Annotated in this window: 13 protein-coding genes; 9 read left to right on the plus strand and 4 right to left on the minus strand. The window is 74.6% G+C overall.

Going from position 1 to position 13,914, the window contains the following annotated elements; all coding sequences use genetic code 11:
- From Csp2054_RS18200 to Csp2054_RS13765, 4 genes are all read left to right on the plus strand, one after another.
- Window positions 1-365: hypothetical protein (locus Csp2054_RS18200; RefSeq protein ID WP_096900024.1), on the plus strand; the 365-nt coding region annotated here is incomplete at its 5' end.
- Complete coding sequence (locus Csp2054_RS13755; protein ID WP_096900026.1) at window positions 362-970, plus strand: hypothetical protein; 609 nt, start codon at window positions 362-364, stop codon at window positions 968-970. The genes Csp2054_RS18200 and Csp2054_RS13755, both read left to right, overlap by 4 nt.
- Window positions 967-1,593: a hypothetical protein gene (locus tag Csp2054_RS13760; RefSeq protein ID WP_096900028.1), complete on the plus strand. Its 627-nt coding sequence runs from the start codon at window positions 967-969 to the stop codon at window positions 1,591-1,593. Before Csp2054_RS13755 ends, Csp2054_RS13760 begins: the two co-directional genes overlap by 4 nt.
- A 40-nt stretch (window positions 1,594-1,633) precedes the next feature.
- Window positions 1,634-2,230, plus strand: coding sequence for a GNAT family N-acetyltransferase (locus Csp2054_RS13765; RefSeq protein ID WP_176491709.1), 597 nt, complete (start codon window positions 1,634-1,636; stop codon window positions 2,228-2,230).
- On the opposite strand, the gene Csp2054_RS13770 is transcribed toward Csp2054_RS13765, so the two are convergent.
- On the minus strand, window positions 2,227-3,570 hold the full coding sequence (locus Csp2054_RS13770; protein ID WP_141399270.1) for a M23 family metallopeptidase: 1,344 nt from the start codon (window positions 3,568-3,570) through the stop codon (window positions 2,227-2,229). The two genes, Csp2054_RS13765 and Csp2054_RS13770, sit on opposite strands and share 4 nt — an antisense overlap.
- Window positions 3,571-3,635: 65 nt before the next feature.
- Window positions 3,636-5,294 carry a hypothetical protein gene (locus tag Csp2054_RS13775; protein WP_141399271.1) on the minus strand — a complete coding sequence of 553 codons (1,659 nt, stop codon included), beginning with the start codon at window positions 5,292-5,294 and terminating at the stop codon, window positions 3,636-3,638.
- Between the two features lie 98 nt (window positions 5,295-5,392).
- On the opposite strand from Csp2054_RS13775, the gene pyrE reads away from it, so the two are divergent.
- The 4 genes from pyrE (at window position 5,393) to Csp2054_RS13795 (ending at window position 10,511) form a co-directional block, all read left to right on the plus strand.
- Entirely contained in the window at window positions 5,393-5,944 is a 552-nt protein-coding gene (gene pyrE / locus Csp2054_RS13780; RefSeq protein ID WP_096900033.1) for an orotate phosphoribosyltransferase, read from the plus strand.
- Window positions 5,941-8,130: a septum formation family protein gene (locus Csp2054_RS13785; protein ID WP_096900034.1), complete on the plus strand. Its 2,190-nt coding sequence runs from the start codon at window positions 5,941-5,943 to the stop codon at window positions 8,128-8,130. The genes pyrE and Csp2054_RS13785 overlap by 4 nt, the downstream gene beginning before the upstream one ends.
- A gap of 68 nt (window positions 8,131-8,198) precedes the next feature.
- Window positions 8,199-8,843, plus strand: a complete 645-nt coding sequence (locus Csp2054_RS13790) for a HEAT repeat domain-containing protein (protein ID WP_096900035.1) — start codon at window positions 8,199-8,201, stop codon at window positions 8,841-8,843.
- 381 nt (window positions 8,844-9,224) lie between these two features.
- Window positions 9,225-10,511 (plus strand): sodium:proton exchanger, encoded by a 1,287-nt coding sequence (locus tag Csp2054_RS13795; RefSeq protein WP_096900036.1) that lies wholly within the window; start codon window positions 9,225-9,227, stop codon window positions 10,509-10,511.
- An 826-nt stretch (window positions 10,512-11,337) separates the two neighbouring features.
- On the opposite strand, the gene Csp2054_RS13800 is transcribed toward Csp2054_RS13795, so the two are convergent.
- The gene (locus tag Csp2054_RS13800; RefSeq protein WP_096900037.1) at window positions 11,338-12,027 is read right to left on the minus strand and encodes a metal-dependent transcriptional regulator; all 690 of its coding nucleotides are present in this window, start codon (window positions 12,025-12,027) and stop codon (window positions 11,338-11,340) included.
- A 22-nt stretch (window positions 12,028-12,049) separates the two neighbouring features.
- On the opposite strand from Csp2054_RS13800, the gene Csp2054_RS13805 reads away from it, so the two are divergent.
- Window positions 12,050-12,931 carry a CPBP family intramembrane glutamic endopeptidase gene (locus tag Csp2054_RS13805; RefSeq protein ID WP_176491710.1) on the plus strand — a complete coding sequence of 294 codons (882 nt, stop codon included), beginning with the start codon at window positions 12,050-12,052 and terminating at the stop codon, window positions 12,929-12,931.
- Window positions 12,932-13,022: 91 nt separating this feature from the next.
- Here Csp2054_RS13805 and Csp2054_RS13810 read toward each other — a convergent pair whose 3' ends face one another.
- Window positions 13,023-13,820, minus strand: coding sequence for an HAD-IIA family hydrolase (locus Csp2054_RS13810; RefSeq protein ID WP_096900039.1), 798 nt, complete (start codon window positions 13,818-13,820; stop codon window positions 13,023-13,025).
- Window positions 13,821-13,914 lie beyond the last annotated feature (94 nt).

Raw genomic sequence — 13,914 nt, forward strand, 5'->3', positions numbered from 1 at the left:
GCGGGGCCGTGCCCGGCGGGGCCGTGCCCGGCGGCACCGTGCCCGGCTGGGACCGGATCGGGTCCGCAGCGCTCGTCCGCACCGCGCAGGCGGTCGCGGCCGAGGCGCTCCGCGCACCGGCCCGGGAGGTCCGTGCCCGGGTCACCGACGACGGCCGCGGATCCCTGGCGGTCTGGGTCACCGCACCGCTCGTCCTCCCCGTGCTCGGCACCGGGGCCGGACGAGACGAGCCGGTGCTGCGCACCGCCCACCGGGCGCGGCAGGTGATCGCCGAGCGGGTGCGGGCCATCACCGGACGGCAGGTCGACCGGGTGGACGTCGTCCACGCGTCGTCCGTCACCGAGACCCACGGGCGGGTCCGGTGACCGACGCGACGCGCCCCACCCACCCCGACCGCGACCGGGTGTGCGCGAGGGTCCTCCGCCGGGAGACCCGTCCGTCGCGCTCGGGGACGGTCGTCCTCGCGATGCTCCTCACGCTCCTCGCGTCGGCCGCGATCGTGTCCGTCGCCGCCGTCGTGCTGCTCGGACAGATCGTCGCCGGTACCGACCCGCGATCCGTCGTCGATGCGGCCGTCCGTGCTCCGCGGGGGACCGACACCACCGTCGTCGTCACGGTCGGTGTGGTCGTCGCGGTCGTCGGGCTGGTGTTCCTCCTCCGCGGGCTGCTGCCCGGCCGGCGGCCCCGCCACACCGTGCCCTCGCACCGGCTGGCCGTCGTGCTCGACGACGAGGTCGTCGCCTCCGCGGCCGCCCGTGCGGCCCGGTCGGCGACCCGGCTCGGACCCGACGCAGCGGTCGGCACCGTCGGACGGCGGACCGTCGACGTCGTGCTGCGGCCCGCGGCCGGGGTCGACGCGCCCGTGGTCGCCGCCACCGAGGCGGTGCAGCGGGAGCTCGACGCCCTCGACCTCCGGCCGACGGTGACCGCGCGCGTGCGGGTGCAGCCGACGGGACGGATCGACGGGTGAACGCCACGAACCGGGTCGTCGGCCGTGTGGCGCTGGTGGTCGTCGGGCTGCTGCTGCTCGTCCTGGGCGCGGGTGCGGTCCTCGTGTCGACCCTGCCGACCGCGGCGGCGCTGTGGCACGGCCTCGCACGGCCGGGCCTCGACGCGCTCGGGACGGGTGCCGGTCGCGACGCCGGCGTGCTCGCGTGGACGGTGGTCCTCGGTGGGGCCGTGGTGGTCGGGGTGCTCGCCCTCGTCGTGCTCGCGACCATCGGGGGCGGGCGGACCGGGGTGGTGCTCGAGGACGGCGGCGACGGGGACCGCGGCGACGGTGTGGGTGTCGACGGTGCCGGTGTCGACGGTGTCGTCCGGATCGAGTCGGCCGCCGTGGAGCACGCGCTCTCGGCCGCCGTCGGTGCCCTGCCCGAGGTCGCGTCGCTCGTGGTGGACGTCCACCGTGTCCGGGGGCTGAGTGCGGTCCGGGTCCTGGTCCGCGCCCGTCGAGGAGCGTCCCCGCGGGTGATCACCGACCGGGTCGAGGTGATCGTCGCCGACCTCGACGCGGTGCTCGGCGAGGAACTGCCGGTCCTGCTCGAGGTGGTCCGTGGCGGGCTCGGGGCCGGCCGGGAGTCCCGCGTGCGCTGACCCCCTGTGCGGCGGGCTGGAGTCGTGGGAGAGTCGTGCCGTGACGTGGGACGGGGCCGCCGAGGCACAGCGGTACGGCGAGCAGGTGCTCGAGGGCGATCGGGTGCGCCTCCGGGCGTTGGTGGACGGCGACCTCCCGGACCTGGTGCGGTGGTGGCAGGACCCGGCGTGGGCCGTGCTGCAGCAGGTCCTCGTGCGACCGCGGCCGGCGGAGCCGATCGCAGCGATGTTCCGCGACTGGAGCACGAGCGAACGGAGCGGCGACGTGGGCTTCAGCGTCGTGGACCGCGCGTCGGGCACGCTCGTGGGCCACGTGACGCTCTTCGGTGCCCGGCTCCCGACCCGCGCGGGCCGGCTCGCGGTCATGATCGGCAGCGAGTTCGTCGGGAAGGGGTACGGGACGGACGCGGTGCGCGTGCTGACGGACTACGGGTTCCGCGAGATGGGGCTGAACCGCATCGAGCTCACGGTGCACGCCTTCAACGACCGGGCACGAGCCGTCTACGCCCGGGTCGGGTACCGCGTGGAGGGCGTCCGACGCGACGCGACCTTCCACGACGGGCACTTCCACGACGAGGTCCTCATGGCCGTGCTCGCCCGCGAGTGGCCGACGGCCCCGGGAACCCCGGCCGCCTAGAAGGAGACGCCCCGGGCCGCGAAGAACGGCACCGGGTCGATCGTCGCACCGCCCGAGTGGACCTCGATGTGGGAGTGGCACCCGGTGGAGTTGCCCGTCGACCCGACCAGGGCGATCAGCTGCCCGGCCGACACCTGCTGGCCCTTGCTGACGCGATAGCCGCCCGCGACGATGTGCCCGTACGCGGTCTGCACCCCGCCGGCGTGGGAGATCCGCACGTAGTTGCCGTACCCGCCGTACCAGCCGACGTAGTCCACGGTGCCGGCCGCCGCCGCGACGATGGCGGAGGAGCAGGGGCTGCCGAGGTCGACCCCGTCGTGCTTGATGACGGTGCCGTAGATCGGGTGGACACGGTTGCCGTACGGGCTCGTGATCCAGCCGCTCGCAGGTCGGACCCAGCCGGATCCGGACCCGGAGCCGGCCGCGCCGCCCGAGGAGCCGCTGCTCGGCGCACTCGACGAACCACCCGTGGAACCCGCGGCGGCTGCGGCAGCGGCGGCCGCTGCGGCACGGGCGGCCCGGGCTGCGGCCTCGCGTGCCGCCTTCTCCTCCGCCGCCTTGCGGATCGCCTCGCCCTTCGCGAACTCCTGCTCGGAACGCACCCGCCCGGAGGTGAGCGACGCGAGCTGCGCGTCGAGCCTGGCCTTGTTCGACTGCTGCTCGTCGTACGCGGCCTGTGCCCGGTCCGAGGCCGCCTGGGCTTCCTCCATGCGCGCCTGGGCGGCCTGCGCGAGCTCGTCGAGCTCCTCGGCGGCGCGGTCCGCCTGCGCCTGGAGCGACCTGGCGACGCGGGCATCGGCCGACGCCTGGGCCTCGACCCGCTCGGCCTGTTCGGACAGCTTGCTGAGCGCCCCGAGGCTGTAGAGGAGGTCCGACGCGTCCTGGTCACCGATCACGTTCGCCGTGACGTCCGAGCCCCCGGAACGAGCCATCTGCGCGGCGAGCTGCCCGGCCTGCGCGGCGCTCTGCTCCGCGGTCTCCGCGTGCTCTTCGGCGTCCTGGCGGAGCCGCTGCTCCTTGGCGGCGGCGTCCTGTGCGGCGGTCTGTGCCTCGTAGAACGCCGTGCCGAGCCGCTCGGCCTCGGCCTGTGCGTCGTGGACCCGGGTGGACAGTCCCGCGATGATGCCGCGGATCTCGGTGATCTGGTCCTGCTTCGCGGACTCCTTGCTGCGCGCGGCGAGGACGTCGTCCCACGACGGGTAGGCCGCGGCGCCGGCGGACGGCGCGTCGAGAACCACGGTGCCGACCAGCCCGGTCAGTGCCAGGACGGTGGCGGCCAGACGGAGGCGGACGGGGCGTCGGTGGTCGGAGGCGCGGGTCACGGTGACGAGCCTATACATCCTCACAGGCTCGGACGGGCCGCGGCTCGCCGCTGTGGACGGAGCCACGACGCGGAGGACGGCGCTCAGAAGCCCCGCTGCCGCCGGATCTCCGCCGCGCTGTCGACGACCAGTGTGCGGAGTCGCGCGGCGCCGGACGTGCCGGCGTAGTCGTACACGTCGAACCCGGTGCAGTGGACGATCGAGGCCGGTTCGCCGAGCGAGTCCTCCACCGCGGTGGTCCAGACGTCGCCGGACCCGATCACGACGAAGGTGGGACGGGCCCCGCGGTAGGCCCCGAGGTCGACCAGCCAGGGGTACGTGGCGAACGTGTCGCGGACCTGCAGCAGCTCGACGTTGGGCGCCGCGTAGGTGGCGAGCGGGCGCACGGTCCAGAACTGCCCGACCCCCGTGACGTCGCGACCGGCGGCCCAACGGTCGAGGCAGGCGGCGGGCTGGTACCGGGCGTCGGCGACGGCACGGACCGTCCCCGGGGCGGTGGCGATGCCCGCGACGAGGACCCCGGCCGCCCCGATCGCGAACGCCGTCCGGATGCCACGGAGGGGCCGGTGCACGCGGGTCCGGCGGACCGCGCTGCGGGTGAGTTCGGCGACCGCGACCAGGGCGAGCAGCGGTGCGGTCACGACGGGCTCGAGGTAGCGCGGGGTGTCCGACCCGGCGACGAGCACGCCCACGGACACGGCCACGACCGTCACGAGCGGCAGGGCGGCGGCGACGAGCACGGTGCGGGAGGTGCGCACACGCCAGGCCCACACCGTGCCGCCGACGGACAGCAGCACGCCGATGAACAGCAGCAGCAGCCCGGCGTCGCCGGCGGCGCTGCCGGCCCGGTCGTCCGTGAGCGCGGCGAAGAACGCGAGCGTGTCGGCCATCCGCTCCGGGTGGACGTAGGTGCTCGGGTCGAGGGACACGAACGGTCGGAGGGGGATGCGCAGGAGGTACCCGACCACGGACGCCGTCGTCAGGGTCGCCGCGATCTGCAGCGTCGGACGCCACGGCACCCGGCGTGCGACCGCGAGCAGCACGAGCGTCAGGATCGCGGGTCCCGCCGACCACGGCACGTACAGCGGGTTCGACATCGTGGTGAGGGCGGCGACGAGACCGAGCGTCACGAGCACCGCGACCGAGGCGCTCCCGGTCCGCACGGCACGCAGCACGAGGACGGCGGTCGCGAGGAGGGCGAGCACCGCGCCGTAGTAGTAGGTCGTGGTGAGCAGCAGCGACGCCAGCTCGAGCGACGTCGCGGTGACGGTCGACTCGGTCAGCACCAGGAGCGTCACGAACCCGAGCGCCGAGCACGACACCGCGATCCGGGCCGCGCGCCGGGCGGACGGCATGAGTTCGTTCGTCGCCGCGCGCAGGAGGGCGTACAGCGCGAGGAACACGAGGACGCCGTTCAGTGCGAGCGCCTGCTGCGGGGTCGCCGTCACGACCGAGCACAGGAGGTAGACCGGCAGTTCCGGGAAGAAGAACAGCGCCGGGGACATCGCCCACTCGAACGGCTGCCCGGCGTCGAGCGAGCGCCGCACCAGCGGCAGAAGCACCGAGTCGCCGTCGTACCAGAGGAGCGCGACCCGGGGCGTGGCGATGACGTGGCGCAGCGCGATGACGGACAGGGCCAGCGCGACCAGGGCGCCCACTGCCTCCCGGCCGACCGCGACCCACCTGCCCACGCGGGCCGCACGCCCGGCCGGCACGGCTGGCGGCGGTGCGGTGTGGGGCATGCTCCGGAGCGTACCGAGCGCTGCTCGGCGCGTGCTGCCGGGCGGACAGCAGGTGCACAGGAGCGCCGGAGCACCCCGACCGGCTACTCTGGTGCGCTGTGACTGACGTGCGCGCCCAGCTGATCGACCACATCGCGGCCGAAGCCGTGTTCCACGGCGACTTCACGCTGACCAGCGGGAAGCAGGCGTCGTACTACATCGACCTCCGCAAGGTCAGCCTCGACCACCGCGTCGCGCCGCTCATCGGGCAGGTGATGACGGACCTCATCGCTGAGGTGCCGGACGTCGCGGCGGTCGGCGGGCTGACCATGGGCGCGGACCCGATCGCCAGCGCCGTGCTGCACCAGGCGGCTGCCCGTGGGCTCACCTACGACGCGTTCGTCGTCCGCAAGGAGCCGAAGGACCACGGCCGCGGCCGGCAGGTCGAGGGGCCGGACGTGCGCGGCAAGCGCGTCGTCGTGCTCGAGGACACCTCCACCACCGGCGGCTCGCCGCTCAAGGCGGCCGAGGCGCTCGAACGCGAGGGCGCGATCATCGCGGCGGTCGCCGTCGTGGTCGACCGGGACACCGGCGCCAAGGAGCGGATCGAGGCGGCCGGCTACCCCTACTACGCCGCGATCGGGCTGGCCGACCTGGGGTTGTCCGCGTGACCGGGGAGCGTCCGGACGACGCGCAGCGCCCCGAGGACACCGACGGCCCCGCAGACGGGACCGACGGCCTGGAGGCACGGCGCGCGTCGGACGCGGACGCTCCGTTCCGCGGTCTCCGCAGTGCCGCGGACATCTTCGGCGCTCCCCGCTCGGCCGACGAGTGGCCGTCCCGACGGGAGCGTCGTGAGGCGTTCAAGGCCGCGCAGGAGACCGGTGCGCCGCTGCCCGAGCCGTTCGCGGCGCCGGTCGACGAGGACGCCGAGCCGTCGGCTGCCCCTGCCTCCGACGACGCTCCTGCGCAGCAGCCCGCCGATGACGCCACGCAGGCGATCTCGATGCCCGAGGAGCTCTCGGCGCCGTCGCAGCACGCCCACCCCAGCTCGATCCAGCTGCCGACCGCGCAGTCGACCCGTGACGCCCGGGCGGCCGAGGCCCGTGCGATCGACGAGGAGCGGCGTCGCACGGACCCGACCGGCACCGGACGGACGGACGTCGACTGGCTCGGTCGGGCCAACGGGACCGACACCGACGCGGTCACGGTCGGCGAGCCGGTGCCGCGACAGCCCCTCGGCGTCGAGGGCGCGCTGCCGCCCGCCGACGAACCGCCGAGCTTCACCGACCTGCTCCGGGTCGCTCCCGACGACGGTGCCGGGGTCCCCGGCCCGGGCCGTCCGTTCGACTGGGCCGTGCACGACGACGCGACGGGGGAGGTCCCGACGACCCTGACCTCGGACGCGTACGACACGACGGCGCTCGCGGGCGGGTCGTGGTCGCTCGCGGACGAGACCGACGACGACGTGGTGACCGGCGAGGTCCCGACGCCGTCCTCCGGGGTGCCGGCCGCCCAGGCGCTCGACCTGCCGCCCGCGCCCGCCGCGCTCCCCGTCGATGATGGCGCCCCTGCCGTCGGAGGAGCTCCGGACGCGGGTGCTGCTGCGGCTGCTACCGGTGCCGCGGCTGCCGGTGCCACTGGGGACGACGGACTCGCTGACCCGGCCCCGACCGCGGCGTGGTCGCTCGCCGACGAGGCCGAGGCGACCCCGACCGTCGCCTTCGAGCCCCCGCGCGCCGCATCCGGTACCCCGTGGTGGGCCGAACCCGACGACAGCGTCCCGCCGACCGCGGCACCGCCACTCGTCGAGCCCGCACCCACGGAGTACCCCGCCCACCTCCCGCCGTCGGTCGGGCAGGACTTCGACGCCGTCCTCGGCGGGTCTGCCGACCGGGAGCCCGAGCACGACGCGGACGACGGCCCCGGGGCCACCACGAGCCGCCCGGACCCGGAGGACATCGACCAGTCGGAGTGGTCCGGCCGCGAGACGAGCGACACGAGCGCGATCAAGGACCTCTTCGGCACCGCCGCGGTCGACCAGCTCGGCTCCTCGGGCTACGACCCGCACGACACCGGCACCGCGATGATGCCGGCGGTCGGTCGGGCGACCGAGCCCAGAGCTGCAGCGGGTGCCTCCGCTGCAGGTGGCTCCGCTGCCCGTGCCTCCGACGCGACCCCGGCGGACCGGGCCCCGGGGCAGCAGGGCGTCATCAACCAGCAGTTCGCCCGGCTGCAGAGCGAGGGCAAGCGCGGCAAGCAGCTCCTCTTCGGCGGGGCGGTGGTCCTCATCGTCGTCATGCTCGTCGCCGTGTTCCTGCTGGCGCGCTGGATCATGGGCAACACGGTCTCCGACCACCTCACCTCGCCGTCCGCGTCGTCGACCGCGGCCGCGCAGTCCGCCGCCCCGTCGGAGCAGGCCTCGTCGACGCCCGCGGCAGCGGCTCCGACGGCGGCGGCCGGGCTGCAGTTCGCCACCACGCAGGCGACACCGGGCGAGCACGCCTGGACGGACCTCGCCGGCGGCGAGTGCCTGTCGCCGTACACGAACGCGTGGGCCCAGACGTTCACCGTGGTCGACTGCCAGACGCCGCACCTCGCCCAGCTCACCGCCCGCATCCAGGTGCAGGCCGGGGCGTGGCCGGGGCCGGACGCCCTCGCTGCGCAGGCCTCCGAGCAGTGCCAGACGTCGGCGGCGCTGAACACGTCGGCCGCCGCTGCGTACGGCGACGTGCAGGTGCAGGGCTCGTACGCGCCCGACCAGGAGACATGGGACCGCGGCGACACGTACATCTCGTGCTTCGCGACGCGGTCGTCCGGCCAGACGATGACGGGGTCGCTCGCCCCGGCGCAGTAGGGCGGAGTCCCCGCAGCCGCAGCCGGGCGGACGTGCGACCCGGGGGCCGCCCGGTGTTCGATGAGGGGATGAGCATGCTGACCGACGCCCTCGCCGACCCCCGCTCCTCCGTCCGGCTCCGAGCCGTGATGGCCGCCGGGACGACCGCGGACCCAGCAGACCTCGACGTGCTGCTCGAACGGTGCGCCGTCGAGCCCGACCTGCAGGTCCGCGAGGCCCTCACCTGGTCCCTGGTGCGGCTGCCGGCCGACCTCGTGGTGCCGCGGCTCGTGTCCGAGCTGGCCCGACCGGAACCGCAGGCCCGCTCCCAGGCCGTGCACACCCTGTCGAAGATGCACGACCGGTCGGTGTACTCCGAGGTCGCGGACCGGCTCGGCGACACCGACCCCTCGGTCCGTCGGACGGCCTGGCGTGCCGCGGCGGTCCTCGCACCGGACGACGAGCGCCCTGCACTGGCACGACGGCTGGCGCGCGAGCTCGGCGACGGCGACCGTGACCGTCGGCTCGCCCTGAGCCGGGCCCTCGCGTCCCTCGGCGAGGACGCTGCGCGCCCGGCCCTCGCGGAGGCCGCGGCGCGACGTGGCGAGACGGTCCACGAGCACGTCGCAGACACCGAGCGCCTGCTCGACGACCCGGACGCCGCGTCCGCCCTCGCCGTCGAGCGAGCGCGTCGCGAGGTCGCGCTCGGTCGGAGCAAGCGCGCCTCCGGTTGACCGAGGCGCGCTCCTGGAGCGCGCTGCGACCGGTCGCACGTGACCAGGCGACGGACGGGAGGCCCGTGGCGGGCCCGCAACGGGCCTCCCGTCCGTCGGCGGTGCGGCCCGGCCGCTCGCGGCGGGTCGGAGAACACCCGGATTCGGGCCGCCGAACAGGCCGGATCGGCTTGCGTCAGGGACCGGACACCGGCCAAGGTGGGTATCGAAGGGGAGTAGCTCCCAGCGCGTGCATCGACACACTGGCCATCACGACGATCGGCCCGGTGCACCACCCGATCCGTGGCGACAGCCGCGCGGGCGAGCGAGACCTTCGGCCGTTCCGCCGTGGCCGAGGTCCTCCCGTGACGCTCCGCCGTGGCTCCGACCAGGAGACCCACCATGACCGACACCCTCTCGACACCCGTGCAGGCTGCTGCCGTCCCCGCACGCATGGGGCCCAGCGCCTGGGGGCGGATCGCGATCTGCGTCGTCCTCGCGCTGCCCGCCGTCGTGTTCCGGATCGGTGGCCTCGCGCCGAACCCGATCGTCGACCTGCTCGTGTTCGGCGGTGCCGTCGTCGCCGCCTCGTTCCTGCTCGCCTGGGCCGCCGAGGCAGCGCAGAAGGACATCTCGGGCGCGCTCGCGATCGCAATCCTGGCGCTCATCGCCGTCCTGCCCGAGTACGCAGTCGACCTGTACTACGCGTTCCGGTCCGGCTCCGACGCCTCCTACGAGCAGTTCGCCGCCGCGAACATGACCGGCTCGAACCGGCTGCTCCTCGGCTTCGGCTGGCCGCTCGTCGTGATCATCTCGCTGCTCGTCGCCCGACGCTTCGTGCGGGCGGGCTCGATGCCGCCGATCGCGACGAAGGTGCTCGAGCTCGAGCGGTCCGCGCGACTCGACGTCGGGTTCCTCGCGCTGCTGGCGGTGGTCGCGTTCCTCATCCCGCTGATGGGGTCGATCCCGCTGTGGTTCGGGTTCGCGCTGCTCGCCGCGTTCGTCGCCTACCTGTGGCGTGCCGCGAAGGCCGAGGACGGGGACGACGACGAGGAGCTCGTGGGCATGGCGGGCAACATCGCCTCGATGCCGCAGCGCGCACGTCGCTGGACGATCGCCGTCCTGTTCGTCGTCGCCGCCGGGGTGATCCTGGCCTCCGCCGAGCCGTTCGCCGACGCCTTGGTCGAGTCCGGCAGCGCGCTCGGCATCGACAGCTACTTCCTCGTGCAGTGGCTCGCGCCGCTCGCCACCGAGGCGCCGGAGTTCATCGTCGCCGCGCTGTTCGCCCTGCGGGGGATGGGCGGGGCCGCGATCGGGACGCTCATCGCGTCGAAGGTCAACCAGTGGTCGCTCCTCGTCGGCTCCCTGCCGATCGCGCACGTGCTCGGCGGCGGGACCACGGGCGGGCTGCCGCTCGACGCCCGGCAGGTCGAGGAGTTCATGCTCACCGCCTCGCAGACCGTGCTCGGCGTGGCGATCATCATCGCGCTGCGGTTCCACCGGTGGTCGGCGATCGCGTTGCTCGCCCTGTTCGCGGTGCAGTTCGTCGTCACGGACACGGGCGGGCGCTGGGTGTTGAGCATCGTGCACCTGGTCGTCGCCGCCGTGGTGTTCTGGATCCACCGGCGGGACGTCCTGCCCACGCTCGCGGCACCGTTCCTGCGGCAGCGGGCGGTCGAGCGCGGCTGACGCGGGGACTGTCACCTGCGTGCCCGGGCCGGTCGCCAGTGGGCGGGGCGCGCCGTGCGCAAGGCGTCGAGCGGGCGCAATGTGTGGGTCGGTGGCGCTGAGCGGGACGCTTTTCGCCCGTCGGGCGGCCTGACGGGGGCGCGCGCGGACAGGAGGAGCGGTGCGGGCCGGTGTCGTGCCTCCCGTCCGGCGGGTGCTGCGTCGCGTACGGACGGGGCGCGCCGTGCGCAAGGCGTCGAGCGGGCGCAATGTGTGGGTCGGTGGCGCTGAGCGGGACGCTTTTCGCCCGTTCGGCGGGCGGGCGGCAGGCGGACGGCAGGCGCGGGCGGGGTGCGCCATGGCCAGCGTCGAGCGGGCGCGATGTGCGGGTCGGCGGCGCTGAGCGGGACGGGTTCTGCCCGTTCGCCGGCTGCCGGTGCACGCGCGGACGGCGGGCGCGGTGCGGGTGGGGTGCGCCGTGCGTCATGTCGAGCGGGCGCGATGTGCGGGTCGGCGGCGCTGAGCGGGACGTATCTCGCCCGCTCGGCGCGCGGGTGTGCGCGCGGGTGTGCGCGCGGGCGGGAGGCGCGGTGCGGGCCGGGTAGGTGCCTCCCGTCCGGCAGGCGCGGGCGGTGCGCGCCGTGCGCGCGGTGTCGAGTGGGCGCTGTGTGTGGGTCGGTGGCGCTGAGCGGGACGGGATCCGCCCGTTCGGTGGGCTGCGGGTGTGCGCGCGCACGGGAGGCGCGGTGCGGCTGGGGACGCGCCCCCCGTCCGGCGGGTGCTGCGTCGCATCCCGACGGGACGTGTTCCGCCCGTTGGCCGGCCGGGCGGGCCGCGGCGGGTCCGGTCAGTCGTCGTCGGGGGCGAGCCAGATCGCGGACGCGGCGGCGGCGGGCAGGTCGACGAGCGACTCCGCGCCGTCCGGGCCGCGGCGTGCGACGGCGATCACCCCCGCGTAGTCCCGCACCTGCTCGACCCGCAGGTGCGTCCCGAGGGCGACACCGAGTTCGTCGAAGTACCGCAGCAGCGACGGGTCGTCGTCGGACACCCGGTCGACGATGCCGCACGACCCCGGCTCGACCGTGCCGAGGAGCGCGCCGGGGGAGTCCGGCAGCGAGCCGTCGGCGCGCGGGATCGGATCGCCGTGCGGGTCGTGCGTCGGATGGCCGAGGTCGGCGTCGACCCGGTCGAGGAAGGTCTCGGACACGGCGTGCTCGAGGGCCTCGGCCTCCGCGTGCACCTCGTCCCAGCCGTAGCCCAGCCGCTGCACGAGGAAGGTCTCGATGAGCCGGTGGCGACGGACCATCGCGACCGCGACCTGCTGCCCGAGCGGGGTCAGCACGACGCCGTAGTACGGGGTGTGCTCGATCAGGCCGTCGCGGTCGAGCTTCCGGAGGTTCCCCGAGACCGTCGACGCCGAGACCTTGAGCGCCGCGGCGATGTCCCGCGTGGCAAGTCCGGCTCCGCCCCGCTCGCCGGCCTTCCACACGAGCTTCACGTAGTCCTCGGCCATGGTGCTGAGGGAGGGAAGCCGCATGAGCCAATGGTACAAACGGGACGTGACGTCAGCAGCCCCGGTCCGCCGCCGACGGTGGCCGGTGCCGCCGTCGCTGCTCGTCGGCCTCGCGCCGCTCGTGGCCTTCGCCGCGGTCAGTGCCTGGCGCGCCCGTCCGAGCGACGACTACCCGACCCTCGGGCAGACGGTCGACAGCGTCGTGCGGTCCCTCGTGGTGCCGGAGGGCATCGCGTTCGCCGTGCTCGCCGTGGTCGTCACCGGGCTCGGCTGGTGGCGGATCGCGACGGTCGACCCGGCTCGCTCGCCGGTGCGGTGGGCGGCGATCGCTCCGCTCGGCGTGCTCGTGGTCTGCCTGCTGCGGCTGCCCCTCGTCGACTGGAGCGCGCTGCCCGTGCGGTACTTCCTGCTCCTCACCGTGGGCGTGCTGTTCGTCGGCGCGTTCGAGGAGCTCATGACCCGTGGTGTGCTGCTCGTCGGGCTCCGGCGCCGTCTGCCCGAGTTCGGTGCGTGGGCGGTGTCGTGCGTGCTGTTCGGTGCGCTGCACCTGCTCAACGCCCTCGCCGGCGCGGGCATCGGCCCGACCCTGCTGCAGGTGGGGTTCGCGGCGGCGTTCGGCTCCACCCTCTACGTCGCGCGACGGCTGACGGGCACCCTGCTCGCGCCGGTCCTCCTGCACGCGTTCTGGGACTTCGGGTCCATCGGCTTCTCGGCCACGGCGGAGCCCGGTGACCTGACCCGGCTGACGATCGTCGGGGTCGTCGGGCTGTTCTCGTTCGGGGTCCTCGCGTTCGGCGTCGCCGCGGGTGGGGTGCTCGCGTGGCGTGACGACCGGCCGCGCCGCCTGCGGCGCCGGTGGCGGACGGTACCGCCCATGGCAGCCATCGCGGTGCAGGGTGGCGAGCCGCGCCTCCCGACGGTCGTCTGACGCGACACCGCCCGGAACGCGGGCAGCACGCGCGACCACCGCGCGAGCAGCACGCGCGACCAGCGCGTGAGCAGCGCGAGCGGCAGCGCGCCTAGATCTCCACCTCGAAGGGCTCGGTGCGCACGAGCTCGTGCACGCCGGAGATGACCTCGCTCGGCCGGAACGGGTACTTCTCGATCTCCGCCTGGTCGCTGATGCCCGTCATCACGAGCACGGTGTGCAGCCCCGCCTCGATGCCCGCCTGCACGTCGGTGTCCATCCGGTCCCCGATCATGCCGGTGTTCTCCGAGTGCGCGCCGATCCGGTTCATCGCGGACCGGAACATCATCGGGTTCGGCTTGCCGACCACGTACGGCTGCTTGCCGGTGGCCTTCTCGATCATCGCGGCGATCGCTCCGGTCGCGGGGAGCACACCCTCGGCGGAGGGGCCGGTCGCGTCGGGGTTCGTGACGATGAAGCGGGCGCCGTCGCGGATGAGCCGGACGGCCTTGGTGATCGCCTCGAAGGAGTAGTTGCGGGTCTCACCGACGACGACGTAGTCCGGGGCGGTCTCCGTCATGATGAAGCCGGCCTCGTGCAGTGCGGTGGTCATGCCGGCCTCACCGATCACGAACGCCGACCCGCCCGGCATCTGGGACCGGCAGAAGTCGGCGGTCGCCAGGGCGCTGGTCCAGATGCGCTCCTCGGGGACCTCGAGCCCGGACCAGCGCAGGCGGGCGCTCAGGTCTCGCGGCGTGAAGATCGAGTTGTTCGTCAGGACGAGGAACTCGGTGCCCTCATCGAGCCACTGCTGGATGAGCTCCGGAGCACCCGGGAGCGCCTGGTTCTCGTGGACGAGCACGCCGTCCATGTCCGTCAGCCAGCACTCGACCTCACTGCGGTTCGCCATGGCCACACCCTAGTGCGGGGAGGTTGCCCGGACCTCGGCGGAGGGCCGGACACCGAACGTCGGTCGGGTTCCACGCTAGGGTTTCGGTACGCGT

This window comes from Curtobacterium sp. 'Ferrero' (genome assembly GCF_002412165.1).
Taxonomy (GTDB): Bacteria; Actinomycetota; Actinomycetes; order Actinomycetales; family Microbacteriaceae; genus Curtobacterium.

Excerpts from the sequence above, each read along its gene's own strand:
- Csp2054_RS13795 (WP_096900036.1), top strand. The coding sequence starts at position 9,225 with ATGACCGACACCCTCTCGACACCCGTGCAGGCTGCTGCCGTCCCCGCA.
- Csp2054_RS13800 (WP_096900037.1), bottom strand. The coding sequence starts at position 12,027 with ATGCGGCTTCCCTCCCTCAGCACCATGGCCGAGGACTACGTGAAGCTC.
- Csp2054_RS13770 (WP_141399270.1), bottom strand. The coding sequence starts at position 3,570 with ATGTATAGGCTCGTCACCGTGACCCGCGCCTCCGACCACCGACGCCCC.
- Csp2054_RS13775 (WP_141399271.1), bottom strand. The coding sequence starts at position 5,294 with ATGCCCCACACCGCACCGCCGCCAGCCGTGCCGGCCGGGCGTGCGGCC.
- Csp2054_RS13790 (WP_096900035.1), top strand. The coding sequence starts at position 8,199 with ATGAGCATGCTGACCGACGCCCTCGCCGACCCCCGCTCCTCCGTCCGG.
- Csp2054_RS13810 (WP_096900039.1), bottom strand. The coding sequence starts at position 13,820 with ATGGCGAACCGCAGTGAGGTCGAGTGCTGGCTGACGGACATGGACGGC.